Source organism: Caenispirillum salinarum (assembly GCF_044803115.1).
Classification (GTDB): Bacteria; Pseudomonadota; Alphaproteobacteria; order Rhodospirillales; family Rhodospirillaceae; genus Caenispirillum; species Caenispirillum salinarum_A.
The window spans coordinates 1473271-1499265 of record NZ_CP085224.1; the positions used below are offsets into that span (position 1 = coordinate 1473271).

Sequence of the window (25995 nt, forward strand, 5' to 3'; positions counted from 1 at the left end):
ACGGGCGGCGCGCGACGGGTCGCGCCGGTGGGAAAGAGGGAAAACATGCCAACGGAAATCCGGCGCCTGCTGTACAGCGAGGTGGAGGTGGCCCGGGCCGTCTCGGAATTCGCCCTGCAATCCGAAACATCCATGCCCAAGGGCGCGGTGCTCGACTTCAAGGTTGAAAACGAGCAGCCGCTCAAGCTGCGCCTGCACATGCAGACGCGCGAAGGCAAGCAGCTCTACCACACCATCGACGAGCCGTTCATCGCGGCGGCGCTGATTTCCCACTGCATGCGCAACAAGATCCCCATCGCCAAGCAGAGCCGCAAGACCGTGCGCGCCGCCAAGAACGGCGGGATCGCGCTGGACATGACGCTGGAGCAGAGGTAGGCGGGCCGCCGGCGAAAGACCGGCGGCGCCACCCGTCAGGACAGCGTTTCCTCAAGGAAATGGCGGACCTTGTCTTGCAGGTCGTCGCTGCTGTCGCTCAGTTCGCCGGCGGCCTTCCGCACGCCCTCGGCCCGCTCGCGGCTTTGGCGGGACAAGGCATCGAGCGCCTGAAGCGTCTCCGACACCCGCTGCGCGCCGACCGCCGCATGCTGAACCGTGTTGGAAATGTCCGAGGTGGCAGCGGACTGTTCCTCGACTGCCGAACTGATGGCGGTCGCGATCTCCTCGTTCTCGACGATGGTTTCCTTCACTTCGCTGATTTCCGTCGAAACGCGCGCGGTCGTTTCCTGGATCAACTTGATCCGGTTGGTGATGTCGTCGGTCGCCGTTGCGGTCTGCTGGGCCAACGCCTTGACCTCGCTGGCGACGACGGCAAAGCCCTTGCCCGCCTCCCCGGCGCGCGCGGCCTCAATGGTGGCGTTGAGCGCCAGCAGGTTGGTCTGGCTGGCGACGTCCTTGATCATCTGGATCACGCCGCCGATCTCCTCGGCCGCCGATGACAGTTCCCCCATGACGGTGGTGGCGTCCGACATGCGCCCTGACGCCTCGTGGGCAATGCTGGTCAGGCGGCCGGTCTGGCCGGATATCTCTTCAATGGAGCGCGACAGTTCTTCGGCGGCAGCGGCCACTTGCTGCGTGCTGGCGTTGACTTCCTCCGACGCGCTCGCGGCCGACGAGCCAAGCGTGTCGGTTTCATCCGCTGCGGACAGCATCTTGCGCGCCAGGCCCTCCAGGTCGTCGGCCGACGTCGAGATCTGGTCGGCAAGGTGCTTCGCGCCGTTCCCGACCCGCTCTTCCGCCGTCATGATTTCGGCCGCGACCAGCACGCCCGAGCGGTGCCCGTCTTCGCCACGGGTTTCGCGGAACTTCAGGACCACCGTCTCGTTCCCGAATGTCACGCAGTCCGAGTCCGGCAGGCTGCCGCCGCGCGCGAGATCGCCGCGCAACGCCGCGAAGCGCGGGTGAATGGTGTCGAGCGGACGCCCCACGATGTCGTCGGCGGCAGCACCGCCCTGCGCCTCGACCAGCGGCAGGAAGTCGCGGCTGACGTAGCCGATCTCAAGCGTGTCGCTCCGTGCCCACACAAGGCGCACCGGGGCCGCCTCGATGATCGCCCGGTACATGTCCCTCTGATCGCCACCTGTGTCGCGTGCCGATGTCAGGGCATCGGAAGGAGAAGAAGACGAGGGCGATGCCGGCTTGATGAATGCGAACACGGAAAAATAACCTCCCGGTAGAAAAAAATGTGCATCGCGGGAACATCCGCTCATGATCTCGTATGATTACATCGCGAACTGTTTACCCTTCAACTGTTATATGGTATAGGGAAATAGTATAAGTCGCGGCACCACGATCCGTCTCTGAAGCGTATTGAGCGGCGGCGCCTCTGACCTCTGATTTACTTGGCGTTCGTCTGGCTGGACCAGGCATCACGCACCGCCACCGCCTCGGCTTCCGTATGGGGCTTGCGGGCGGGCGGGGCGGTGCCGTCGGCGTGGGCGGCGAACAGTGCATCGCCGCCGTCGGGCGTCAGCGCCACCATGCCGCGCGCCACCGCGTGCGGGTGGGTGAGGGCCTCCATGGGCGTCAGCACCGGCTCGAAACAGCAGTCCACCCCGGCGAAGGCCTCCAGCCAGTGGGGGCGGGGATGCCCGGCCAGCAGCGCGGCGACGGCGGCCGTCAGGTCCGTCTGGGGGAAGCGATCTCCGTGGCGGTCAATCCAGTCCGGCCGGCCCACCGTGTCGCAGAACAGCGCCCAGAACTTGGGCTCGATGGCGCCCAGCGCCATGAAGGCGCCGTCAGCGCAGCGGTAGATGCGGTAATAGGCTGCCCCGCCGTTGAGAAGCTCGTGCCCGCGTTCCGCCGGCTGCGTGGCGGCGGTCACATGATTGAGGTACTGCAGCGTCAGCGCGCTTTCGTAGATGCTGACGTCCAGCGTGCCGCCATGCCCGGTGCGCCCGCGGCGCACCAGGGCGGCCAGCGTCGCGATCACCGCCTGCATGGCCCCCGCATGGTCGGCGAAGGGCGGGTAGGGCATGACGGGTGCGGGCTCCTCGCCGGTGCCGCTGGCGTGCAGGGCGCCGGCGAGCGCCATGTAGGTGTTGTCGTGCCCGGCGCGCTGGCTGAGCGGCCCCGTCTGGCCGAAGCCCGACAGGGCGCAGTGGACCAGCCGCGGGTTGAGGGCCTTCAGTCGCTCCCACCCGAAGCCCAGGCGTTCCATGACGCCGGGGCGGTAGCTTTCCAGCAGCACGTCGGCGCCGGCGACCAGGTCGGCCAGTACGGCCTTGTCGGCGTCGGCCTTCAGGTCCAGGCGAACGACGGTCTTGCCCTTGTTCACCGCATCGTAGAGGTGCGAGGTGCCGTCGTCCTTCAGGGGCGGCAGGCCCCGCATGGGGTCTCCGGCCGGCGGCTCCACCTTGACCACCTCCGCCCCCAGGTCCGCCATGAGCAGCGTGGCATAGGGGCCGGGAATATACTGGCTGAGATCCAGTACCCGGATACCGGCGAGGCAGTCGTTCAACATGGAAGGCTCCGTTCGGCGACAAGGGAGCGTCAGCCTGCCCCAACCGCCCGGCCGGCGCAACTCGCCGCCGGGTGGTTGGCCGCCATGAAGAAAAGCCCCCGGCGCCGAAAGCGCCGGGGGCCAATGCAATGCACCGCTCCGAGGGGGCGGACGTCAGTCCACCGTTTCCTCTTCCTTCTTGCGCGAGGTCGGAGGCGGCTCGGTGATGTCGAAGACGGGCTTGTCGTCCTCGATGCGCACCTTGACCACACCGCCGAGCGTCAGCTTGCCGAACAGCAGTTCCTCGGCCAGGGGGCGCTTGATGTGCTCCTGGATGACGCGGCTCAGCGGGCGGGCGCCCATGGCCGTGTCGTAGCCGCGGGTGGCGAGCCACTTGCGCGCCTCGTCGGTGAGTTCGATCTGCACGTCGCGGTCGGCCAACTGGGCCTCCAGCTCCATGATGAACTTGTCGACGACCTTGGAAACCACTTCGGTCTGCAGGTTGGCGAACGGGATCACGGCGTCCAGGCGGTTGCGGAACTCGGGGCTGAACATGCGTTCGATCGCCTCGGTGTCCTCGCCCTGCCGGGCCTCGCGGCCGAAGCCGATGGCGGGCTTCGCCATCTCCGACGCGCCGGCGTTGGTGGTCATGATGAGGATCACGTTGCGGAAGTCGATGGTCTTGCCGTTGTGATCCGTCAGCTTGCCGTGGTCCATGACCTGCAGGAGGATGTTGAAGAGGTCCGGGTGGGCCTTCTCGATCTCGTCCAGCAGCAGCACGCAGTGCGGGTTCTGGTCGACGCCGTCGGTCAGCAGGCCGCCCTGGTCGAAGCCGACGTAGCCCGGCGGCGCGCCGATCAGGCGGCTGACCGAGTGGCGCTCCATGTACTCCGACATGTCGAAGCGCAGAAGCTCGATCCCCAGCGAGCGCGAGAGCTGGCGGGCCACTTCCGTCTTGCCGACGCCGGTGGGGCCGGAGAACAGGTAGTTGCCGATGGGCTTGTCAGGCTCCCGCAGGCCGGCACGCGCCAGCTTGATGGAACTGGCCAGCATGTCGATGGCATTGTCCTGGCCGAAGACCATGGTCTTGAGGTCGCGCTCCAGGCTGCGCAGGGCCTCCTGGTCGTCGCGGCTGACGGACTTGGGCGGGATGCGCGCGATCTTCGCGACGATGTCCTCCACGTCCTTGACCGTGACGGTCTTCTTGCGCTTGGTCTCGGGCACCAGGTTGCGGGCCGCGCCCACCTCGTCGATGACGTCGATGGCCTTGTCGGGCAGCTTGCGGTCGTGGATGTACTTGGACGAAAGCTCAACCGCCGAGCGGATGGCTTCCACCGTGTACTTCACGCCGTGGTGCTTCTCGTAGTACGGCTTCAGGCCGCGCAGGATCTTGACCGAATCCTCCACCGAAGGCTCCGGAACGTCGATCTTCTGGAAGCGCCGGACCAGCGCGCGGTCCTTCTCGAAGTGGTTGCGGAATTCCTTGTAGGTGGTCGACCCGATGCAGCGCAGCGTGCCCTGGGCCAGCGCGGGCTTGAGCAGGTTGGAGGCGTCCATGCTGCCGCCCGAGGTCGCACCGGCGCCGATGACGGTGTGGATCTCGTCGATGAACAGGACGGCGCCGTCCAGCGCCTCCAGTTCGGAGACGACGGCCTTCAGGCGTTCCTCGAAGTCGCCGCGGTAGCGGGTGCCGGCCAGCAGCGAGCCCATGTCGAGCGCGAAGATGGTGGCGTCCTTCAGAACGTCGGGAACCTCGCCCTCGACGATGCGCTTGGCAAGGCCTTCGGCGATGGCGGTCTTGCCGACGCCCGGATCGCCCACGTACAGCGGGTTGTTCTTGGTGCGCCGGCAAAGGATCTGGATGGTGCGTTCAACCTCGAGATCGCGGCCGATGAGCGGGTCGATCTTCCCGTCGGCGGATTTCTTGTTGAGGTCGACGCAGTAGGTGTCGAGCGCTTCACGTCCCTTTTTCACCACCGCCTCCGCATGTGCATCGTCCTCGGCACCGGAAACGGGGCGCGACTGGGTCGAGCCGGGGCGCTTCGCGATACCGTGACTGATGTAGTTGACGGCATCCAGCCGGCTCATGTCCTGGCTCTGCAGGAAGTAGACGGCGTGGCTTTCCCGTTCGCTGAAGAGGGCCACGAGCACGTTGGCGCCCGTCACCTCCTCGCGACCGGAACTTTGAACGTGGATGGCGGCCCTTTGGACCACCCGCTGGAAGCCGGCGGTCGGCTTCGGGTCGGTCTCCCGCGCGGTCACCAACCCGGACAGTTCCTTTTCCACGAAGGCCGACACGTCGCGTTTCAGGCGATCGACGTCGACGGTGCAGGCGCGCATGACGGCGACCGCATCGGCGTCGTCGGCGAGCGCCAAGAGCAGATGCTCCAGCGTGGCATACTCGTGCCGGTTTTGGGCAGCCAGCGCCAGGGCCTTGTGTAGAGTCTGTTCCAGGTTGGCCGAAAGCATGGGCGGCTATTCCTTTTCCACGGTGCACTGCAGTGGATGCTGGTGCTGACGCGCCAGATCCATCACCTGGGTCACCTTCGTCTCCGCCACCTCGTAGGTGAAAACGCCGCAGACACCCACACCCCGTTGGTGCACATGCAGCATGATCCGCGTCGCCTCTTCCCGGTTCTTGCCGAAGAACCGTTCAAGCACGTGAACGACGAACTCCATGGGGGTGTAGTCGTCATTCAGCATCAAGACCTTGTACATGGACGGCTTTTTCGTCTTCGGGCGGGTCTTGATGACAACGTTGGTGTTGGGCCCGCCCGGCCGGTCCGGTTCATGATCGTGGTCGCTCATGTGGCGTCCGTCACTCCGATACTGTCACTGTCTGTCCATTATCATAGGACGGGCGGGCGCGGTGGCAAAGGTCGCTGTTGGAGACCCGATGCTGATATAGGTACGCGCGAATCCGCCAGCCAGTGGCAGCGCGAAATTCTCATTGTCGCGCGCCGGGGCCCGTCCGTCGGGATCAACCCATGAAAAGGGGCCACGAAAAAGGGGGTGCCGCAGCAGCCGCAGCCGCCGGAGCACCCCCGTTTCGACAGGCCGATGAAGCGGGCCGCGCCGGGCCCTTCCATCCGCCAGTGGTGTTCCCCCGCCTGATCAGCGGGCCGCCGGCTGCGCCTGCGCCTGCGCCATGCGGTCCATGGCGACGGTGACGCGCTCGGTCAGCGGCGCGACGGCCTCTTCGGCGGTCTTGGCGGACATCTCCGACATCTTGCCGGAGGTCTGCGCCAGGCCCTCGACCGAGGACTGCAGCGTCTTCTGGTTCAGCTCCATCAATTCATGGACGGAGCGGCAGCCCAGCGCCGCCTTGCCGTAGGCCAGGTTGGTCTCGAGCTGCTCGTGAACGTGGGCGAGCATCACCTTGGTCAGGTCGCGCATGCCGTTGACGACGGTGGTGCCCGACGCCAGCGCCGCATCCACGTTGCCCTTCAGGAAGGACACGTTGTCCTCGTAGGACTTGATGGCAGCGTCAGTGGTCTTGGCGGCCTCGTCGACGCGGGTGCGGCTGACGGCCACGGCCTTTTCATACGACTTGGCGGCGGTGTCGGTGCCGGCCTTGACCACGTTTTCCACGGTCTTCTTGCCGACGGCCACGGCGTCGTCCAGCACCTTGGCGGTTTCCTGCGCCTGCTTGCTGGCGGCCTCGGTCGCCTGCGTGGCCGCGGGCGCCTTCGGCGGCTCCGGCGCCTTTTCGGTCGGGGCGGCCTTGGGGGCGGGTGCGCCGGCCGGCTTGTCGGCGACCTTGGCGGTTTGCGCCGGCGCCTTGGCGGGCTCGGCGGCGGCCTTGGGTGCCGGAGCCGGCGCCGGAGCCGGAGCGTCCGCCTTCGCCTTCGGGTCGCTGGCGGCGGCGGCCTTGGCGGCCGGCTTGCGGGCCGGGGCCTTGGCGGCGGTGGCGGTCTTGGCCGGAGTGGTCTTGGCCGGAGTGGTCTTGGCGGTGGTCATGGTCATCGGGCTCCCTGGGTCGCGGAGAAGGGCACCCGGCGATCGATCCGCGCGCCGGTGCCGAAGAAACTGGTTGTCGCGCCGCACAGGCCCTGCCCGCGCCGCCCGAGGGCGCCGGACCGTCGGCCGTCGAGGGGCCGAACTTCCGGCGAAAGGCGCACGAACAGGTCGGCCGTTCCCTTGCGGCCGATTTTGTGCAATGCAACATCAGAACTATGCGCCGGGAATTCCCACCGGTCAAACGGAAAAATGGTGCGGCGCAGCACGGCCTGTCCGCCCATCGTGCGGTGCTTGCCGGGGGCAGGGGGCGCAGCCCGCCGGTGCCCGCCCCGTCACCGACAAGTCATACGCATAGGGATGAATCCTGTTGATTTTTCACACTTTGGTTTACAGCGACTCGGTGGCTGTTTATGCTGATCATCGAGTCGTGCCGCGGAAACTCTTGGTTAACCGGGGTATGCCAGAGTAGCAGACCCAACGCCGGGATGCGTTGCAGAGAACGAGAGCCGGGGGAAGGCATGAGGGCACTGGCGGTCGCGCTGATCTTTTGCATGACCATTGTCGCGGGCTCGGCGGACGCCGTGGCGCGCTATGCGTCCATCGTGGTCGACGCCGAGACGGGCGCTGTTCTGTATTCGCGGAATGCGAACCAGAAGCTGTACCCGGCATCGCTGACCAAGATGATGACGCTGTACATGCTGTTCGACCAGATCGAGCGCGGCAAGATGACGCTCAAGACCCGCCTGCCGGTGTCCGAGCGTGCCGCGGGCATGCCGCCCTCCAAGCTGGGGCTGAAGGTCGGCGAGAGCATTCCGGTGGAAACCGCCATCAAGGTGCTTGTGGTCAAGTCCGCCAACGACGTCGCAACCGTTGTCGGCGAGGCCATTTCCGGCTCGGAATGGAAGTTCGCCATCGACATGACGGAAAAGGCGCACAGCCTGGGCATGTCGCGCACCACCTTCAAGAATGCCTCCGGCCTGCCCAACAGCGGTCAGAAGTCCACCGCCCAGGACATGGCGACCCTGGCGCGCGCGCTGATGCGCGACTTTCCCCAGTACTACCCGTACTTCGCGACCACCCAGGTCACCTGGAAGGGCCGCACGCTGACGACCCACAACCACGTCCTGACCCGCTACGGCGGTGCCGACGGCCTGAAGACCGGCTACATCCGGGCCTCGGGCTTCAACCTGGCGGCCTCGGCGGTGCGCAATGGGCGCCGGATCGTGGGCGTGGTGTTCGGCGGCAAGACGTCGCGCTGGCGCGACAACCACATGATCGATCTGCTGGACGAAGGCTTCATGCTGGCCAATCGCCTGGACCCGGTGGTGGTCCCGCCGCCGGGCCGCAAGCCGATCCTGCTGGCTGACGGCAGCGTCAAGCTGCACCCCAAGACCATCGCCGCCCTGAGCGCGCCTCTGCCCGAGCCCAAGCCGGCCCAGGCCGTGCCGGGCACGGCTGAGACCACGCAGGCGGTCGCCCTGGCCTCGGCCATGCCCGCGCCCAAGCCGCTGGTGACCCAGCCGACGGCCCTGGCCTCCGCCGCCGCCATTCCGCCGGAAGCCCAGGGGTCCGCCGATCCGGCGCAGACGGGCGACCCGACGGTGGGCCAGTGGGGCGTGCAGGTCGGCGCCTTCAGCCGCTACGGCTCGGCCCAGACGAAGGCCTCGGAAGCGGCGGAGCGGCTGCGCCCCTCCATCGAGGGCAGCCATCCCAAGATCGCCACCACCAAGGACACGGGCGACACCATCTACCGCGCCCGCGTCATGGGCATGGACGAAGGCGAGGCCCGCGAGGCTTGCAACTTCCTGCGGGTCAACCGCATGGCCTGCATCGTGGTCCCGCCCGAGCAGGACATGGCGCGCGTCTCCCGCCCGGCGGCGCTGGCCGGAAACTGACCCGCCAGTGCCGGCGGCGCGGCACACGTTGCGCGGGTTGGCATCTTGACGATCGCCTGAATTTCTGGCGCAGGCGGACCGCGGTCTGGTCTGCTGTCGCCGCTGCTGCCGCGCCCGCGCCCGCGCCGCCCAGGGGGAGGCGCCGCATGGATGGCGTGGCCGTCCCAACGGAGGCGGCCGGGTGTGTCGGTGGTCATGACGGAGGCGAGGAGGGCGGTCGTCCCGCCCCCTGGAGCAGGGCTTACTTGCCCTTCATGGCGCGAACGTACATCTGCAGCCGCCCGTCTTCCAGCAGGATTCCATAGCTGTCGCCGGTGCGGAAGCCCTCGCCGGTCTTCTGCGTGCCGGCCCAGATCAGGGGCAGGGCGAAAATCTCCTGCTCGTCGCCCTGGCTGATGACGAAGGTCACGCTCTCGCCCTGGACCGAGACGATGGTGAACAGCTTGCCGGTTTCGGCATCCTCGAACACTGATCCCACCTGCGCGTCGGCGAACTCGCGCACCGTCCAGGCCTTGGTGGTGACGGCCGGCGGCATGGACTTGATGACCTTGGACGTGCCGATGGCCCCCTTGGCGGCACCTTGCGCGGCGACCGGCTGGGCGGTGGCGGCGGCGCCAAGCGCCAGGGCCACCGACGCGGCGGCGGCAAGAGTCAGAACGCTGATCCGGGGCGACATGCGAAGCTTCATCGGGACCTTCCACGCGACAACTGCACCTGTGGCGATAGGGCCCGGCCTTCCTGGCGGAAACTGCCGGACGTCACGTTCTACCACAGACGATCGCCGCCGTCCCCCGAAAGGAGAGGGAGGTATCAGGCCTGCCTCTTGTTGAAGTCGTAGACCGGCGGTGTCGGCAGGCTGCCATGGCCGTCGCCGCCACCCTTCTTGAGGTGCGGGCGGTCCTCGTCGGGGATGACTGGTTTCTGCTCGCCGGTAAAGTCATAGACCTTGGGCGTGGGCACCTTGGCCGGCGGGCCCTTGTCTTCCGCCGAGCCGGGGTTGGCAAAGCCGAGCGGCGTGCCATTGGGGGATTTGGTCATTCCGACGCCTCCGTGCCGATTTTCGCGGTTCGCGGGAGGTATCCGTTGGTTCCCTCTTGATAACCCCGAGTATGGGTGGTTTCTGCGCCCCTGACAACCTTTCAGGACTGAATCAAGTGGCTCCGGAGGGGCGTCCCGCGGCCTCGGCGGGAGAGGTGGAGGGGGAGGGCGCGGGTGCAACGCCGGCCTTCTGGAGCGCCGCGTTGACGTGAGTGATCTCGCGCTTCAGCGTGGCGTGGCGCGCCCGCAGTTCGTCGATCACCCTGTTCTGTTCGGTCGTTGTCGTCTGGAGTTGTTCGCGGAAGGCGTCCAGGGTGCCGTCGACGAGGCCGATGGTCTCTTCGTGTCGGCGCTCGTTGTCCTGGCGGATGGCGTCCTTGCTTTTGGCGATGTCGTCCTGCACCTCGCGTTTCAGGCGCCGGTTCTTGGCGTCCAGGTCCTCGTCGATGCGCTTCAGGCCGCGCTCGATCTCGTTGTGCAGTTCCACCTTCAGTTCGTAGGCGCGACGCACCAGGGCCGACATGTAGGTGAGCAGCCCCACCACCAGAACACCCAGAAGGGCGACGATGACGGTCATGCCCGTGACCGAACCAACATCCATGACAATGCCTGCCTTGTGCCAATCCCGCGAAAGGCGAATCTCCCCCGCCTTTGGTTGGCACTTTCCCTCAGACCGGGGTCGCGGTGCAAGCGTCCTTCCCCGTTGTGCGGTGCCGCAGAGGTGCCCCCTGTCGCGCAGGCGGTGAAGGGCGCTATAGTGGCCCATCCGTAACCAACTGCGTGAGTCACATGCCAAATGACGCATCGAAGCCCCAGCACGCGCCGGAGAACGCGGTCGAGTACCTGACGGAGTGGATCCGCTCGCGCGGGATCACCGAGGTGGAGTGCCTGGTCCCGGACATGTCCGGCATTCCGCGCGGCAAGATCCTGCCGGCCCACAAGTTTCTCTCCGGCCTGACGGATCGGGGCCTGCGGCTGCCGGAAAGCGTCTTCATCCAGACGGTCACCGGCGAATATCCCGAGGAAGACATCATCGACGAGGTCGACGGCGACATCTACCTGCGCCCCGACCCCGAGACCCTGCGCATGGTGCCCTGGTACGAGGAGCCCACGGCGCAGGTCATCAACGACTGCATCCGCCGCGACGGCAGCCCGGTAGACATCTCGCCGCGCCACGTGCTCAAGCGCGTTCTGGCCCGCTACGAGGAAAAGGGCTGGAAGCCGGTGATCGCGCCGGAGCTGGAGTTCTTCCTGGTCAAGGTCAACGCCGACCCGGACTACCCGCTGGAGCCGCCCATCGGCCGCTCGGGCCGGCCGGAAATCGGGCGCCAGGCCTACGGCATCGATGCGGTGAACGAGTTCGACCCGCTGTTCGAGGACGTCTACGACTACTGCGACGTCCAGGAGCTGGACGTCGACACCCTGCACCACGAGGGCGGGGCGGCGCAGATGGAGATCAATTTCAACCACGGCGAGGCGCTGTCGCTGGCCGACCAGGTGTTCGTCTTCAAGCGCACGGTGCACCAGGCGGCGCTGCGCCACGACGTCTACGCCACCTTCATGGCCAAGCCGCTGGAGGGCCAGCCGGGCAGCGCCATGCACATGCACCAGTCGATTATCGACATGGAGACGGGCAAGAACCTTTTCTCCACCGACGACGGCACCGAGACCGACCTGTTCCGCTGGCACATCGGCGGGCTTCAGAAGTACTTGCCGCAGGCCATGCTGATGCTGGCGCCCAACGTGAACAGCTTCCGCCGGCTGGTGCGTGACTACAACGCGCCCATCAACATGCACTGGGGCCGAGACAACCGCACGGTCGGCCTGCGCGTGCCCTTCTGCCAGCCGGAAGCCATGCGCGTGGAAAACCGCCTGTCGGGCGCGGACGCCAACCCCTACCTTGCCATGGCGGCCTCGCTTGCCTGCGGCTACCTGGGCATGATGGAGCAGATCGAGCCCACCAAGCCCATCAAGGGCTCGGGCTACACCAAGGCCCACGCCCTGCCGCGCCACATGCCCGAAGCCATCGACCGCTTCGCCCACGCGCGGAAATTGCAGGACGTGCTGGGCGAGAACTTCTGCCGCTGCTATGCCGCGGTGAAGGAGGCCGAGTGGGACGCCTACCAGGACGTGATCTCGTCGTGGGAGCGGGAGTATCTGCTGCTGAACGTGTGATGATTGACGGGGTGGGTGCCGCTGTGCGTGGGCCTCAGCGCTCGCCGGGGCGACAGGGAAGGCCCGCCACGAGCACCCTGAAAACCCCGTCATGCCAGCGGAGGCTGGCATCCACTCGGCAGCAGTTGCCATAAATGAAAAAGGGGCGGCTCCTCCCGGAACCGCCCCTTCCTCATGCTCGTCTTTCTGCGAAGCTTCAGCCCTTCACGCCCCGCAGGCGCTCTCCCCGGCGGCGCAGGGCTTCCAGGGTGGACAGCAGGAACACCGACAGCACCGTCAGGATGGTCGCGACCGCCGTGATGGTCGGGCTGATGTTCTCACGGATGCCCGAGAACATCTCGCGCGGCAGGGTGCGTTGCTCCGGCCCCGCGACGAACAGCACGACGACCACCTCGTCGAAGCTGGTGGCGAAGGCGAACAGGGCGCCCGAGGCCAGGCCCGGCGCGATCAGTGGCAGGATGATCGTAAAGAACACCCGCGTCGGCGAGGCGCCCAGCGACGCCCCGGCGCGCGCCAGGTTCATGTCGAAGCCCTGAAGCGTCGCGCTGACCGTGATCACCACGAAGGGCGTCGCCAGCGCGGTGTGGGCCAGGATCATGCCCGTGTAGCTGGCCGTCAGCCCCAGCGGCGCAAAGAAGAAATAGAACCCGACGGCGGTGATGACCAGCGGCACGATCATGGGCGAGAGCAGGATGCCCATGATGATCGCCTTGCCCCGGAACGTCGCGCGCACCAGGCCGAGCGAGGCCAACGTGCCCAGCGTCGTCGCCAGCATGGTCGCCGCGATGCCGACGATGAAGCTGTTCTTCAGAGACCGCATCCACTGCTCGGAGTTGAAGAACTCCTGGTACCACTGGAAGGAGAATCCTTGTAGCGGATAGGTCAGGAACTGCCCGCCGTTGAAGCTGAGCGGCATGATGGCGATGATCGGCGCCATCAGGAAGAACAGCACCAGCACCGACGACGTCCACAGGATGGTCGTCCACAGCTTTTCCGAGGTGGTGCGGGAATGGGTGTTTGCCATTGTCGTCTCTCCTTTCCCGCGATCAGCCGAGGCGCATCTTGTCGGCGCCGATGAGGCGATTGTAGATGCCGTACAGGATCATGGTGGCGACCAGCAGCACCGCGCCCAGCGCCGAGGCCATGCCCCAGTTCACCGTGTCGGACGTGTAGAAGGCGATGAAGTAGGAGATCATCTGGTCGGCCGCCCCGCCCACCAGCGCGGGCGTGATGTAGTAGCCGATGGAGATGATGAACACCAGCAGCCCGCCGGCCGACAGGCCGGGGATCGTCTGCGGCAGGTAGACGCGCAGGAAGGCCGTCGTCGGCGGCGCGCCCAGGGACGTCGCGGCCTTCATGTACACCGGCTTGATGCCCTTCATCACCGAATACAGCGGCAGGATCATGAACGGCAGCAGGATGTGAACCATGGCGATGTAGACGCCGATGCGGTTGTAGATCATCCGCACGGGCTCATCCAGGATGCCCGTAAAGATCAGTGCGTCGTTCACCAGCCCCTGTTCCTGCAACAGCACCACCCAGGCGGCCGTGCGCACCAGAAGGCTGGTCCAGAAGGGCAGCAGCACCAGGATCATCATGACGTTGGCAATCCTGGGCGGCAGGTTTGCCAGCAGGTAGGCGACGGGGAAACCCAGCAGCGCGCAGATCAGCGTGACCGTCATGGAGATCACGAAGGTGCGCGTGAAGATGTCGATGTAGACGGCTTCCTTCTCGGGCGCCTTGACGATTTCTCCGGTGGCGGTCCTTTCCAGGTCGACGGCGTTGAGCAGGTAGAACGACGTGAACGGGCCGGAGGCGCGCGCGATGGCACCGAAGGTTTCGATCTCGCCCCAGGTCTCGTCGATGTCGATCATCGCCGACTTCCAACTGTCGGTCGTGTCCGGCAGCCGGCGCGCGGTGCCCATGACAAGCGTGCGGGCGCCGTTGATGTCGTAGTTCAGCCGGCGCGCGGCCTGGGCGATGGTGCGGTTGGCCCGGCTGTCCTTCATGTCCTGGGCGATGGCGGCGTACACCGGCTCGCCGGGAAGCTGGGTGCGGTCCTCCCACTGCTCGATGGCGGCGGTGGTGCGCGGCCAGACCTCCGACAGGTCGGGGTCGTGGACGCTGCGCAGCATCATGTCGGCGATGGGCACCACGAAGGTGATGATGAGGAACAGCAACAGCGGCGCGATCAGGCCGAAAGCCTTGAGCTGCTTCATGCGCTCGGCGCGGCGCAGGCGGCTTTTCAGTTGCGCGCGTTCGGCACGCTCGGCGGCGCGGTCGGCCTGCGGCTGCTGCGGACGGGCCGCTTGCGAAAGGGCGAGGTCGGAGGGCATGGCGCTCTTCGTCCGGGTCGGGAAGGGGTGGAGCGGGGCGGCGGCATGGTGGGAGGCCGCCGCCCCGTCCTGCTTGGCATCAACCGAATGCGCGGCTTAGTTGGTGGCCGCCCACTTGTTGAAGCGCTCGGTCAGGCGGTCGATGTTCTCCAGCCAGAACATGTCGGAGATGCGGACCGCGTTCTCGATGTTCTCCTTGGTGGTCGGCAGGTCCTTGGCGCGCTCCTCGGGGATGGCGTCGATGGCATCCTTGTTGGTCACGCCGTAGGCGATGGCCATCGGGAATTCCTTCTGCTGCTCCGCCTCGCCGACAAAGTCGAGGAACTTGTAGGCCTCTTCCTTGTTCGGCGTGCCGGCCAGCATGACCCAGCTGTCGAGCGTGTAGAGCGCACCGTTCCAGACGATGCCGAAGTTGCGGTCGTCCTCGCGGTTGGCGGCGTCGATGCGGCCGTTGTAGACCGACGTCATCACCACCTCGCCCGAGGCCAGCAGCTGCGGCGGCTGGGCGCCGGCCTTCCAGAAGATCAGGTCGTCGCGGATTTCGTCCAGCTTCTCGAAGGCGCGGTCGATGCCCTCGTCGGTGGCCAGCACCTCGTAGACCTTTTCCGGCGCGACGCCGTCGGCCATCAGCGCGGCTTCCAGGGTGGTCTTCGGGCCCTGGCGCAGGGCGCGCTTGCCGGGGTACTTCTCGGTGTCGAAGAAGTCCGCCCAGCCGTCCGGCGCGTCGTCCAGCTTGTCCTTGTCGTAGCCGATCACGAAGTCGTACACGATGGCGCCGACGCCGCAGTCATGCACGGCCGCGTCGATGTAGCGGTCCTTGCCGCCGATCTTGTCCCAGTCGAGGATCTCGTAGATGCCTTCCTCGCAGCCCAGCTCCAGCTCCTCGCTTTCCACCTGCACGATGTCCCAGGTGGCCGCGCCGCCCTGGACCTTGGCGCGCAGAACGCCGATGCCGCCATCCCACGATTCGTCGATCATGGAGATGCCGGTCTGCTCGCGGAACGGATTGAAGTAGACCTCGTTCTGGGCCTCCTGGTAGGCGCCGCCCCAGGACACGACGGTCAGGTCGCGCGCGTTGGCGGCGCCGGCGGTGGCGGCGATGGTGCCGGCCACGGCGGTGGCGATGATCGCCTTGGTCGCAATGCTCTTCATCTATGCTCTCCCTGTCATGAAAGGCTTGGGTTGTTTATCTGCGTCCGCCGCCGCCGCCGCCGCACGGGCCGGGTCCCGACCCGGTTCTCCGGCGGCGTTTGGCGGCGGTCCCGCGTCCGGTGCTCAGGCGGCCACCGGATCGAGGGCGAGGCAGTCCTTGGGGGCGAAGCTGACGTACATTTCCTCTCCGGGCGCCGGCGGGCGGCGGCTGGAGCGGAACCGCATCTTCACCATGAAGTCGTCGTTGCCGGCGACGTTCATGCGGATGCGCACGTGGTCGCCCATGTAGATGGTTTCCGCCACGCGCGCCTTGAGCGCGTTGTCGTGGTGGTCCTCGACGGCCTCGATCTCCACCCGTTCGGGGCGGAACGAGAGGCTCGTTCGGCTGCCCGGGCCGTCGACGTTGACCGCCTGGGCGATGATCCGCTCGCCGTTCTCCAGCCGCACGGCGCATTCGCCGCCGTCGATGCTTTCCACCGTGCCGTTGAGGATGTTGTTCTCGCCGATGAAGTGCGCGACGAAGCTGTTCTGCGGGCTTTCATAAAGGCCCGAGGGGCTGTCGAGCTGCTGAATGATGCCGTCGTTGAACACCGCGATGCGGTCCGACATGGTCAGCGCTTCGGACTGGTCGTGGGTGACATAGACAACCGTCACGCCCAGGCTTTCGTGGATGTGCTTGATTTCCAGCTGCATGTGCTCGCGCAGCTGCTTGTCCAGCGCGCCCAGCGGCTCGTCCATGAGCACGATCTGGGGCTCGAACACCAGCGCGCGGGCCAGGGCCACGCGCTGCTGCTGGCCGCCCGAAAGCTGGCCGGGGCGGCGCTTGCCCAAGCCGCCCAGTTGGACCATGTCCAGCGCCTTGCGGGCGCGGTCGACCTGTTCGGATTTCGACGCCTTGCGCACCTTCAGCGGGAAGGCGACGTTCTCCTCCACGGTCATGTGCGGGAACAGGGCGTAGTTCTGGAAGACCATGCCGATGTCGCGCTTGTGCGGCGGCGTGTCCTTCAGGCTGCGCCCGCCCAGGCGGATATCGCCGTGGGTCGGGTTCTCGAATCCCGCCAGCATCATGAGCGACGTGGTCTTGCCCGAGCCCGACGGGCCGAGCATGGTGAGGAACTCCCCCTTCTCGATGTCCAGGTTGAGGTCCTTTACGACGATCGTCTCACCGTCGTAGGTTTTCTGGACGCCTTCGAAAGCCACCAGCGGGGCCTGGGTGCCTGCCATGTTGTGCCGTCCGTCTCTTGTCCGTGGTTGAAGCCTCTGTGCCGTTGCCCCAATCGCGACCGGTTGCCCGCCGGTCGCAGCCCGTCCATGCACCGTCAGCATGGCAACGTTTAAATTTTTCGACAATCCCCTTTTTTGCGCAAATTTTGTCCCAGCGCCCCCAGGTAGCCTGTAATTGCTCAAAACGAGGGCAGGTACGGCCCGCATGAGAGGCAGTCGCTGCCTTATTCATGGCCGGGGCTTAATATTTTAGACGGCCGGCGGCCCACCCGCCGGATGCGCCGCTTCCCCGCTTGGCGGCGAGTCCCGGCGGGCCGTTCGCGGCCGGGCGACGGTCGACACGCCCGCGCGGGCGCGTGCGCTTGACGGGCGGGTGGTTTCCGCGCATCGTGCGTCTTCAACAGGTTGTCATACAATTCCCCCAGAAGAACCGGAGGAACGGGAAGGTGATCCTGAAACCCTTGCGCTTCGCCGCCGCCGCCGTTGCGTTGGCCGGCATGACCGCCCTGTCCGGCCCGGCCGCGCTGGCCGCCGACGACACCAAGTCCGTCAAGATCACCTCCATCGTCGAGCATCCGGCCCTCGATGCCGTGCGCGACGGCGTGGTGGACGAACTGGCAGAGCGCGGCTTCAAGGAAGGCGAGAACCTGGAGGTGGAGTTCCAGTCCGCCCAGGGCGATGTCGGCATCGCCGGGCAGATCGCCAAGAAGTTCGTCGGCGACGCGCCCGACGTGATCGTCGCCATCGCCACCCCCAGCGCCCAGGCCGCCGTGGCCGCCGCGCGTTCGCGCATTCCGGTGATCTTCTCCGCCGTCACCGACCCGGTGCAGGCCAAGCTGGTGGACGCGCCCGGCGAGCCCAAGGAGATGGTCTCCGGCGTCTCCGACATGACGCCCGTGGGCAAGCACCTGGCCCTGATCCAGGAGATCGTGCCCTCGGCCAAGACCATCGGCGTCGTCCACAACCCCGGCGAGGCCAACGCGGTGGTGCTGGTGGATGCCGCGAAGGCCGCCGCGCCGGACCTGGGCCTGGAGATCGTCGTGGCCTCGGCCCCGACCTCGGGCGACGTGCTGCAGGCCTCGCGCTCGCTGGTGGGCAAGGCGGATGCCATCTACATTCCCACCGACAACACCGTGATCTCGGCCATCGAGGCCGTGGTGAAGGTGGGCGAGGAAGCCGACATTCCGGTCTTCGCCGGCGACACTTCCAGCGTCGAGCGCGGTGCCGTCGCGGCCGCCGGCTTCGACTACTACGACGTCGGCCGCCAGACCGGCGCCATGGTCGCCTCGGTGCTCAAGGGCCAGAAGCCCGGCGAGCTGCCGGTGGAGGGCGTCGACACCATGCGGCTGGCCGTCAATCCCGCCGCCGCCGAGCGCATGGGCATCACCCTGCCGCAGGCGGTAATGGACCGGGCAGAGACGGTCGTCGAGTAACCTCTTGATGTGAAATGAAAGACGGGGCCGCCCGCCGGGCGGCCCCGCCGTTGTTTGGGAACAGCCCCCGTGTCGCTCATCGCATTTCTCGGCGCCGTCGAAATCGGCCTTCTGTTCGGGCTGGTGGCGCTGGGCGTCTTCATCTCGTTCCGCATCCTCAACTTCCCCGACCTGACCGTCGACGGCTCGCTGCCGCTGGGCGCCGGCGTTGCCGCCACCTGCATCGTGGCGGGCTGGAATCCCTATCTCGGCACGCTGCTGGCCTTCTTCGCCGGATGCGCCGCCGGGCTGGTGACGGCCTGGCTGAACGTGAAGCTGAAGATCCTCCACCTGCTGGCGTCCATCCTGACCATGATCGCGCTGTTCTCGATCAACCTGCGCGTCATGGGCCGGCCCAACATCGCGCTTCTGGGCGAGGACACGGTGTTCACGCCGTTCGAGGGCCTGGGGCTGCCGTTCTACTGGATGAATCCGCTGGTGCTGCTGGTCGTCGTGATCCTGGCAAAGATCGCGCTCGACCGCTTCCTGCTGTCGGAGGTGGGGCTGGCCATGCGCGCGACCGGGGCCAACCAGCGCATGGCGCGCGCCCAGGGCATCAACACCGGCCGCATGACGCTGATGGGCATCGCGCTGTCCAATGGCCTCGTGGCCTTTGCCGGCGCGCTGTTCGCCCAGCTTCAGGGCGGGGCGGACATCACCATGGGTGTGGGCGTCATCGTCATCGGCCTGGCCGCCGTGATCCTGGGCGAGGCGGTGATGAGCACGCGGACCATCATCCTGGCGACCATCGCCTGCGTGGTCGGCTCCATCATCTACCGCCTGTTCGTGTCGCTGGCGCTGAACGCCGACTTCATCGGCCTCCAGGCCCAGGACCTGAAGCTGATTACCGCCGTTCTGGTGGTGGCCGCCATGACGCTGCCCGGCATGCGCCGCAAGCTGCGCATCAAGAAGATCACCGCCGGCGAGGGAGTGCGGAAATGATCGAGGCGAAGGACCTTCACGTCCGCTTCAACCCCGGCACGCCGATCGAGAACCACGCGCTGAAGGGGATGTCGCTGACCATCCCCGAAGGCCAGTTCGTCACCGTCATCGGGTCGAACGGGGCGGGCAAGTCCACTTTCCTGAACATGCTGTCCGGGGAACTGATTCCCGATTCGGGCAGCGTGACCATCGACAACCAGGAGGTCACCTCCTGGCCGACCGCCCGGCGTGCCGGGCTCTGCGCCCGTGTCTTTCAGGACCCCATGGCCGGCACCTGCGAGATGCTGACCATCGAGGAGAACCTGGCGCTTGCGGCGGCGCGCGGCCACCGGCGCGGCCTGCGATCCGCTGTCCGCAGCGAACTGCGGGCGGAGTTCCGGGAGCGCATCTCGGTCCTCGGGCTCGGGCTGGAGAACCGCCTGACCGACAAGATGGGCCTGCTCTCGGGCGGCCAGCGGCAGGCGGTCAGCCTGGTGATGGCGACGCTCAATCCCATGAAGATCCTGCTGCTGGACGAGCACACCGCGGCGCTGGACCCCAAGACGGCGGCCTTCGTCATGGAGCTGACGGACCGAATCGTCGGCGAGAAGCAGCTGACGACGCTGATGGTCACACACTCCATGCGCCAGGCGCTCGACCACGGCCACCGCACGGTCATGCTGCACGCCGGCAACGTGGTGCTGGACGTGGAAGGCGAGGAACGCCGGGGCATGAAGGTGGAAGACCTGCTGCACATGTTCGAAAAGGTGCGCGGCGAGGAAGTGGACGACGACAGCCTCATCCTTGGGTGAGGATTTGGGTGCCAAGGTGGCCGGCGGTGGTGCCGTGACAGCCACAAAGACACGAAGTACACCAAGAAACCGGGAAAACGCGAATCAGCGGCCGGCGACGGGAGAATAATGCGGCTTCGCCGCGATCATCCAATGCTGTAACCGCTGACGCGGGGCATGGCCGCCAGCACACCCTCTTGGTGTTCTTTGTGTCTTGGTGGCATCCCTAAACAACCGCCGGCCACCTTGACACCGCTGCCGATGCCGCTATGCTCCGCCCCGTCATTGGGGAGTAGCCGCCTTCATCGCAGAGGGGGCCGCGTCAACAGACTTGGGACCCTGCGTCCCATGGCGCGGACAGTTCACCGCACGGCGTGGACCTGGCGAGACCTTTGACCGGACGCACCCGAGGTTCCTGGAGGGAGAGGAGCCGGGCGGGGGCGCGTCCGGTCATGGGTTGAAGTCGCCGCCCGGCTCCGCAGACGACCATCATGAACGGACTTCTCGTCTCCACGGGTGTCGTGGCGCTGGCCGAGATCGGCGACAAGACGCAGCTTCTGGCGCTGGTGCTGGCGTGCCGCTGGCGCAAGCCGGTGCCGATCATCCTGGGCATCCTGATCGCAACGCTTGCCAATCATGCCGCCGCCGCGGTGGTGGGCGTGGCCGTGACGGAATTCCTGACCCCCGAGGTGCTGAGATGGGTCCTGGGCCTGGGCTTCCTCGCCATGGCCGGCTGGATGCTGGTGCCCGACAAGCTGGACGAGGACGAAGGCGAGCCCAAGGCGTCCAAGTACGGCCCCTTCCTGGCGACGCTGGTGACGTTCTTCATCGTGGAAATCGGCGACAAGACCCAGGTCGCCACCGTGGCCCTGGCGGCCGAATTCCAGAACCTGGTGCTGGTGACCCTGGGCACGACGATCGGCATGCTGCTGGCGAACGTGCCGGTGGTGCTGATCGGCGAGAAGGCCGGGGCGAAAATCCCGCTGGGCCTTGTGCGCGGCATCTCGGCGGCGCTGTTCGCGGTGATGGGCCTCGCGGCGCTGGTGTGGTGAGGGGTGGTTAGAACCCTACGTCGGCGGGCGGGACTTCCAGATCGGCGGCCGCCCGCGTGACGGAGGTGCCGAGGGAATCGCGGGCACCGTCGTTCAAGCCTGCGCGGCCGCGTACCAGTGCCTCTTGCCATGCCGGTCCGCGCTGCCACGCCTCGATCCAGGCCTCGGTCAGGTCGAGGCCGCGATGGGCGCCCAGGGCCTGGATCAGCGTTCCCGCCTGAGCAAGGTCCTTTTCCCGCTTTCCCGTGTCACCCGAGGCGCGCCGGCGGCTTGCGACGATGAGCTTGTGCACGGCGTAGCGCTCGGGCGCGGGGACCGTGACGGGTATGCCGCTGCCGTGGAGAAGCACGCTTCGGATTGGGTCGCGGATGAGGAAATCCAGAAACCGCAACGCGCGCGCGCTGGCGCCGCCGAGCGCGGGCATGGGGGCCGGGCGTCCGGTGAAGTCGTCGCTGCCCCGGTCCGGCGTCAGGAACTCGACCATGTAGCGGCGGCTGTTGATGAAGGACGTGGCCTGCATCGGCTGCGCCTGATCGGGAACCGGCCTGAAGGTGGGATCGATCTGGTGCAGAATATCAAGGATGGGCGGCAGCGTGTCCTCGACCGACACGGACACGCCGTGGAACTGGGCGATGTCCAGGTCGGCCGTAGTCAACTGCGCCGAGGGCAGGATCAACCCGAGCGTGCCGGCATAGGTCTGATAGGCCTGGGTTCCGATCAGGACGCAACGCAGGCGAAAAAGCCCGGCCCGCGTCAGGCCCTCCAGAAGGTCGCCGACGAAGGCTGCCGGCGCAGGCAGGCCGGCAGCCTTCAGGGCAGAGACGGCGCGGCGCCGTTCCCTGAAGCTGCCTTTCAGCTCCTTGAAACGCGCCACGCGCTCCGCGATGTCGGGATCATCAGCCGGCCCGACATACCGGGTGTAGCGCCCGGACGCGCCGTATCCCTGATAGTACCAGTAGTCCCGCCCGCGCCGGCTCTTGCGGGAGAAGGACCCGTTTTCGGGAAAGTCGCTTTCAAACGCCGCGTCGGCGCATTGCTGCACCAGATCGGCGAACATGGTCTGAACTGAAAGCCCGATCTCCCGCATCCCGTCCTCCGTTGCCTGCAAATTCTGATTTTGCAGGCAACAGCGCGAAAAGCCCACGAGGTCCAGGAGGCCGTGCCTCCTGGCGGGGAGCATGAGGGGCGGCGCCCCTCATAGTCTTCTTGGCGCAAATGCGTCGTCGCGCGCCGACGCGCGCTCGGGATTTGCGGCGGGCGCCTCAGCGCACCTGCCGCCCGTCCAGCCCGGCGAGCACCCCGTACAGGTCCGGCCGGCGGTCGCGGAAGAGGCCCCAGGCGGCGCGGTAGTCGCGGATGGCGGACAGGTCGAACTCGGCCGTCAGCACGGTATCCTCGGAACGGTCGGCCTCGGTGACCTTGGCGCCGGTCTGGTCGGCGATGAAGCTGGAGCCGTAGAAGGTCAGCTCGCAGGACGTCCCCACCTCGCGCCCGACGCGGTTGGAGGCGACCAGCGGCATGACGTTGGCGCCCGCGTGGCCCTGCATCACGCGCTGCCAGTGGCCCATGCTGTCGATGGTGGCGTCGTGGGGCTCGGTGCCGATGGCGGTGGGATAGAACAGGATTTCCGCCCCCAGCAGCGCCATGGCGCGGGCGGCTTCCGGGAACCACTGGTCCCAGCAGATGCCGCAGCCGATGGTGGCATAGGCCGTCTTGAAGACCTTGAAGCCCGTGTCGCCCGGCGAGAAGTAATACTTCTCCTCATACCCCGGCCCCTGGGGGATGTGGCTCTTGCGGTAGACGCCGAGATTCGCGCCGTCGGCATCCAGCACCGCGAGGCTGTTGTAGAAGGCCTGGCCGGCGCGCTCATAGAAGGAGAACGGCAGCACCACCGACAGTTCCTTCGCCAGCGCCGCGAAGCGGGCCAGCACCGGGTTGTCCTCGGTGGTGCGGGCGAGCGCGAAGTGGCGCGGGTCCTGGTCCTTGCAGAAGTAGGGGGTTTCGAACAGTTCCTGCAGCAGGATGATCTGCGCACCCTGGTCGGCGGCCCGTCGCACCATGGCCTCCGCCTTGTCCAGCGTCTCTTCCGGAGACGCGGCGCAGGCGAACTGGGTGGCGGCGACTTTGACAGTGCTCATGGGCGCTGGTCCTCTGCGTGGTGTGGCGCGCGCATATGGGGCAGGGCGGGGCGGGTGGTCAAGCCCTGGGCTGCTGCTGAGTGATGCAGTGGATGTTGCCGCCGCCGACGGCGACCTCGAAGGCCGGGACCTGCGTCACAACGTGGTCGGGGAAGGCGTGGCGGAGGACGTCGGCGGCGTCCTTGTCCTCGGGCACGCCGAAGCTCGGCATCACCACGCCGCCGTTGGCGATGTAGAAGTTGACGTAACTCAACGCCATGCGCTCCCCGCGCGCGTCATTGCGGCGCGGGGCCTGCGGGAGGTCGATGATTTCCAGCGGGCGGCCCTGCGCGTCGCGCACTTCGCGCAGGCGGTCGCGGTTGTCCTTGAGCGTCGCCGTGTCGGGGTCGGCGGGGTCCTCGGACGTGACCATCAGCACCTTGCCCGGCCCGGCGAAGCAGGCGACGTTGTCCACGTGGCCCGTCGTCTCGTCGTTCTGGAGGCCGTTGCCGAGCCAGATGACCGTCTCCACCCCCAGCCAGCCCTTCAGGTTGGCCTCGATATCCTCGCGGCGGAGGTGGGGGTTGCGTTCGGGGTCGAACAGGCATTCCTCGGTGGTCAGAAGGGTGCCCTGGCCGTCGACGTGGATGGAGCCGCCCTCCAGGATTTGCGGACCGGCGAAGCGGCGGGCGCTCACGTGGTCGAGGATGCGGCCTGCGATCCTGGCGTCCTCGGCGAAGCCCTCGTACAGCAGGCCCCAGGCGTTGAAGCCCCAGTCGACGCCGGCCAGTTCGCCGTTCGGGCCTTTCAGGAACAGGGGGCCGATGTCGCGGGTCCAGCTGTCGTCCAGCGGCCAGGCGATGACGTCGATGTCGTCGCCCAGCAACTGGCGCGCGGTATCGGCGTCCTCGGGCCGGGCGATCATGGTCACGGGCTCGAACCGGCGGATGGCGCGGGCGACGGCGGTGTAGGCGTCGTAGGCGGCGGGCAGGCCGTTGTCCCACGACTCCGGCCGGCAGGGCCAGGCCATCCAGCAGCGTTCGTGCGGTTCCCACTCGGCGGGCATGCGAAAGCCGAGGTCGGCGGGGGTTTGCATTCTTTGCAGGCTCCGGTGGCGCTGGTGAGGGTTAGCCACGAAGACACAAAGGACACCAAGAGGATGTGCGGGCGGTGGACGCTGCGGCGATGGGCCGAGGCGTCAGTGTGTTGATTGCGCCCGAAGGGCGCGTCCTTCGCCGATGCCGTTTCCGCTTAAGGCGATGCGGCGCCGCCAGCCTGCTCTCTTGGTGTTCTTCGTGTCTTGGTGGCCTCGCTAAACAACCGTCAAAACATCCTGGCGACCAAACGCCGCGTCACGTCAGGTCGATCCAGGTTGCCTTGATCTCGGTGTACTTGTCCATGGCGTGCAGGCTCTTGTCGCGGCCGTTGCCGGACTGCTTGAAGCCGCCGAAGGGCATGGTCATGTCGCCGCCGTCCCAGCAGTTGACCCACACGCTGCCCGCCTTCACCGCGCGCGCCATGCGGTGGGCCTTGGTGATGTCGCGGGTCCAGATGCTGGCGGCCAGGCCATAGGACGTGTCGTTGGCGACCTTTACCGCCTCTTCCTCGTCCTTGACGGAAATCACCGACAGCACCGGGCCGAAAATTTCCTCGCGCGCGATGGTCATGTCGTTCTTCACCCCGTCGAAGACGGTGGGCGCGACGTAGAAGCCGCCCTCGTTGCGGCGCACCTGCTCGCCGCCCATGCGAAGGGTGGCGCCTTCCTGCTGGCCCTTCTCGATGTAGCCGAGGATGCGCTTCATCTGCTCCTCGTCGACAATGGCGCCCATCTTGGTCGCCGGGTCGATGGGGTCGCCGGGCTGCATGGTCTCGCCGATGGTCATGATCTTCTCGATCATCTCCTCGCGGATGCTTTCCTGCACCACAAGGCGCGAGGCGGCGGTGCAGACCTCGCCCTGGTTGAAGAAGATGCCCATGGCGGCGTGCTGGGCGGCCTTGTCCAGGTCGGGCACGTCGGCCATGACGATGTTCGGCGTCTTGCCGCCGGCCTCCAGCCACACGCGCTTCATGTTGGACTGGCCGGAGTACTGGAGGAACAGCTTGCCCACCTCGCCCGAGCCGGTGAACGCGATGCAGTCCACGTCCGGATGCACGCCGAGCGCCTTGCCGGCGGTGGGGCCGAAGCCGGGCACCACGTTCAGCACGCCTTCCGGCAACCCGGCTTCCACGGCCAGTTCGGCCACGCGCAGCATGGACAGCGGCGACTGCTCGGCCGGCTTGACGATGACCGAGTTGCCGGTCGCCAGCGCCGGGCCCAGCTTCCACGCCGCCATCATCATGGGGAAGTTCCACGGCACCACCGCGGCCACCACGCCGATGGGCTCGCGGGTAATCAGGCCCAGGGCGTCGGGGCCGCTGGGGGCGACCTCGTCATAGACCTTGTCGATGGCTTCGGCGTGCCACTGGATGCAGTTGGCCGACGACATGACGTCGACGGAGAATGCATCGCGGATGGGCTTGCCCATGTCCAGGCTTTCCAGCAGCGCCAGTTCGTTGCGGTGCTCGCGCAGCTTCTCGGCGAAGGCCAGCAGCACGCGCTTGCGCTTGGCGGGCGCCATGTTGGCCCACGACCCCTTCTCGAAGGCGCGGCGGGCGGCCTTGACGGCCAGGTCGATGTCGGCGGCGTCGCCTTCCGCCACCTGGGCGATGACCTTGCCGTCGCGCGGGCTGACGTCGTCGAAGGTCTTGCCCGACTGGGCGTCCACGAACGTGCCGTCGATGAACAGCTGCGTGCGCGGGCGGAAGTCGGCCGCGAGCTTCTGGTAGTCGTCGTGGCTCAGCAGCTTGCTCATGGCGTTGCGTCTCCCTGATTGGTCATGGCGGGCGGGGCCTCGGCCGCGTCCAGCGGCTGGCCGGAGGCCGCC

24 protein-coding genes and 1 riboswitch are annotated in these 25995 nt (G+C 67.0%); of the genes, 7 read left to right on the forward strand and 17 right to left on the reverse strand.

The features are described from left to right. The first annotated feature begins 45 nt into the window (after positions 1-45). Positions 46-375, forward strand: coding sequence for a hypothetical protein (locus tag LG334_RS06695; RefSeq protein WP_404384503.1), 330 nt, complete (start codon positions 46-48; stop codon positions 373-375). Positions 376-410: 35 nt separating this feature from the next. On the opposite strand, the gene LG334_RS06700 is transcribed toward LG334_RS06695, so the two are convergent. The 6 genes from LG334_RS06700 to LG334_RS06725 all read right to left on the reverse strand — a co-directional run bounded on the left by LG334_RS06700 (position 411) and on the right by LG334_RS06725 (position 7164). Beyond that, positions 411-1652, reverse strand: a complete 1242-nt coding sequence (locus tag LG334_RS06700) for a methyl-accepting chemotaxis protein (protein WP_404384505.1) — start codon at positions 1650-1652, stop codon at positions 411-413. 182 nt (positions 1653-1834) lie between these two features. Continuing rightward, a complete protein-coding gene (locus LG334_RS06705; RefSeq protein ID WP_404384507.1) occupies positions 1835-2959 on the reverse strand; it encodes a CaiB/BaiF CoA transferase family protein in 1125 nt (374 codons plus the stop codon). A 153-nt stretch (positions 2960-3112) separates the two neighbouring features. Next, positions 3113-5407: an ATP-dependent Clp protease ATP-binding subunit ClpA gene (gene clpA, locus LG334_RS06710; RefSeq protein WP_404384509.1), complete on the reverse strand. Its 2295-nt coding sequence runs from the start codon at positions 5405-5407 to the stop codon at positions 3113-3115. 6 nt (positions 5408-5413) lie between these two features. Beyond that, positions 5414-5746 (reverse strand): ATP-dependent Clp protease adapter ClpS, encoded by a 333-nt coding sequence (clpS, locus tag LG334_RS06715; protein WP_009541761.1) that lies wholly within the window; start codon positions 5744-5746, stop codon positions 5414-5416. A 306-nt stretch (positions 5747-6052) separates the two neighbouring features. Beyond that, positions 6053-6898 carry a phasin family protein gene (locus LG334_RS06720; protein ID WP_404384511.1) on the reverse strand — a complete coding sequence of 282 codons (846 nt, stop codon included), beginning with the start codon at positions 6896-6898 and terminating at the stop codon, positions 6053-6055. A gap of 2 nt (positions 6899-6900) precedes the next feature. Beyond that, on the reverse strand, positions 6901-7164 hold the full coding sequence (locus LG334_RS06725; protein ID WP_404384513.1) for a hypothetical protein: 264 nt from the start codon (positions 7162-7164) through the stop codon (positions 6901-6903). 285 nt (positions 7165-7449) lie between these two features. On the opposite strand from LG334_RS06725, the gene LG334_RS06730 reads away from it, so the two are divergent. After that, entirely contained in the window at positions 7450-8793 is a 1344-nt protein-coding gene (locus tag LG334_RS06730; protein ID WP_404384515.1) for a serine hydrolase, read from the forward strand. Between the two features lie 241 nt (positions 8794-9034). On the opposite strand, the gene LG334_RS06735 is transcribed toward LG334_RS06730, so the two are convergent. The 3 genes from LG334_RS06735 to LG334_RS06745 form a co-directional block, all read right to left on the reverse strand. After that, the gene (locus LG334_RS06735; RefSeq protein WP_404384517.1) at positions 9035-9481 is read right to left on the reverse strand and encodes a hypothetical protein; all 447 of its coding nucleotides are present in this window, start codon (positions 9479-9481) and stop codon (positions 9035-9037) included. A 122-nt stretch (positions 9482-9603) separates the two neighbouring features. Continuing rightward, positions 9604-9831 carry a hypothetical protein gene (locus tag LG334_RS06740; protein WP_404384519.1) on the reverse strand — a complete coding sequence of 76 codons (228 nt, stop codon included), beginning with the start codon at positions 9829-9831 and terminating at the stop codon, positions 9604-9606. 112 nt (positions 9832-9943) lie between these two features. Then, positions 9944-10432, reverse strand: coding sequence for a hypothetical protein (locus LG334_RS06745; RefSeq protein WP_404384521.1), 489 nt, complete (start codon positions 10430-10432; stop codon positions 9944-9946). Positions 10433-10620: 188 nt separating this feature from the next. Here LG334_RS06745 and LG334_RS06750 point away from each other — a divergent pair, with 188 nt between their 5' ends. After that, on the forward strand, positions 10621-12006 hold the full coding sequence (locus LG334_RS06750; RefSeq protein WP_404384523.1) for a glutamine synthetase family protein: 1386 nt from the start codon (positions 10621-10623) through the stop codon (positions 12004-12006). Between the two features lie 196 nt (positions 12007-12202). Here LG334_RS06750 and LG334_RS06755 read toward each other — a convergent pair whose 3' ends face one another. From LG334_RS06755 to LG334_RS06770, 4 genes are all read right to left on the reverse strand, one after another. Continuing rightward, on the reverse strand, positions 12203-13030 hold the full coding sequence (locus LG334_RS06755) for an ABC transporter permease (protein WP_404384525.1): 828 nt from the start codon (positions 13028-13030) through the stop codon (positions 12203-12205). A gap of 22 nt (positions 13031-13052) precedes the next feature. Then, complete coding sequence (locus LG334_RS06760; protein ID WP_404384527.1) at positions 13053-14342, reverse strand: ABC transporter permease; 1290 nt, start codon at positions 14340-14342, stop codon at positions 13053-13055. A 96-nt stretch (positions 14343-14438) separates the two neighbouring features. Beyond that, complete coding sequence (locus LG334_RS06765; RefSeq protein ID WP_404384529.1) at positions 14439-15494, reverse strand: ABC transporter substrate-binding protein; 1056 nt, start codon at positions 15492-15494, stop codon at positions 14439-14441. 123 nt (positions 15495-15617) lie between these two features. Beyond that, the gene (locus tag LG334_RS06770) at positions 15618-16718 is read right to left on the reverse strand and encodes an ABC transporter ATP-binding protein (RefSeq protein ID WP_404384531.1); all 1101 of its coding nucleotides are present in this window, start codon (positions 16716-16718) and stop codon (positions 15618-15620) included. Between the two features lie 446 nt (positions 16719-17164). Here LG334_RS06770 and LG334_RS06775 point away from each other — a divergent pair, with 446 nt between their 5' ends. The 4 genes from LG334_RS06775 (at position 17165) to LG334_RS06790 (ending at position 20954) form a co-directional block, all read left to right on the forward strand. Next, a complete protein-coding gene (locus tag LG334_RS06775) occupies positions 17165-18151 on the forward strand; it encodes an ABC transporter substrate-binding protein (protein WP_404384533.1) in 987 nt (328 codons plus the stop codon). Between the two features lie 69 nt (positions 18152-18220). After that, complete coding sequence (locus LG334_RS06780; protein WP_404384535.1) at positions 18221-19132, forward strand: ABC transporter permease; 912 nt, start codon at positions 18221-18223, stop codon at positions 19130-19132. Beyond that, entirely contained in the window at positions 19129-19923 is a 795-nt protein-coding gene (locus tag LG334_RS06785) for an ABC transporter ATP-binding protein (protein WP_404384537.1), read from the forward strand. The genes LG334_RS06780 and LG334_RS06785 overlap by 4 nt, the downstream gene beginning before the upstream one ends. A gap of 254 nt (positions 19924-20177) precedes the next feature. Continuing rightward, positions 20178-20294, forward strand: a riboswitch (yybP-ykoY riboswitch). Between the two features lie 96 nt (positions 20295-20390). Continuing rightward, the gene (locus LG334_RS06790; protein WP_404386317.1) at positions 20391-20954 is read left to right on the forward strand and encodes a TMEM165/GDT1 family protein; all 564 of its coding nucleotides are present in this window, start codon (positions 20391-20393) and stop codon (positions 20952-20954) included. Positions 20955-20961: 7 nt separating this feature from the next. On the opposite strand, the gene LG334_RS06795 is transcribed toward LG334_RS06790, so the two are convergent. The 4 genes from LG334_RS06795 to LG334_RS06810 all read right to left on the reverse strand — a co-directional run bounded on the left by LG334_RS06795 (position 20962) and on the right by LG334_RS06810 (position 25923). After that, the gene (locus LG334_RS06795; protein WP_404384539.1) at positions 20962-22134 is read right to left on the reverse strand and encodes a GSU2403 family nucleotidyltransferase fold protein; all 1173 of its coding nucleotides are present in this window, start codon (positions 22132-22134) and stop codon (positions 20962-20964) included. 82 nt (positions 22135-22216) lie between these two features. Next, positions 22217-23092 carry an N-carbamoylputrescine amidase gene (gene aguB / locus LG334_RS06800; protein ID WP_404384541.1) on the reverse strand — a complete coding sequence of 292 codons (876 nt, stop codon included), beginning with the start codon at positions 23090-23092 and terminating at the stop codon, positions 22217-22219. Between the two features lie 58 nt (positions 23093-23150). Next, the gene (locus tag LG334_RS06805; RefSeq protein ID WP_404384543.1) at positions 23151-24167 is read right to left on the reverse strand and encodes an agmatine/peptidylarginine deiminase; all 1017 of its coding nucleotides are present in this window, start codon (positions 24165-24167) and stop codon (positions 23151-23153) included. A gap of 256 nt (positions 24168-24423) precedes the next feature. Beyond that, positions 24424-25923, reverse strand: coding sequence for an aldehyde dehydrogenase (locus LG334_RS06810; protein WP_404384545.1), 1500 nt, complete (start codon positions 25921-25923; stop codon positions 24424-24426). Between the last annotated feature and the right edge of the window lie 72 nt (positions 25924-25995).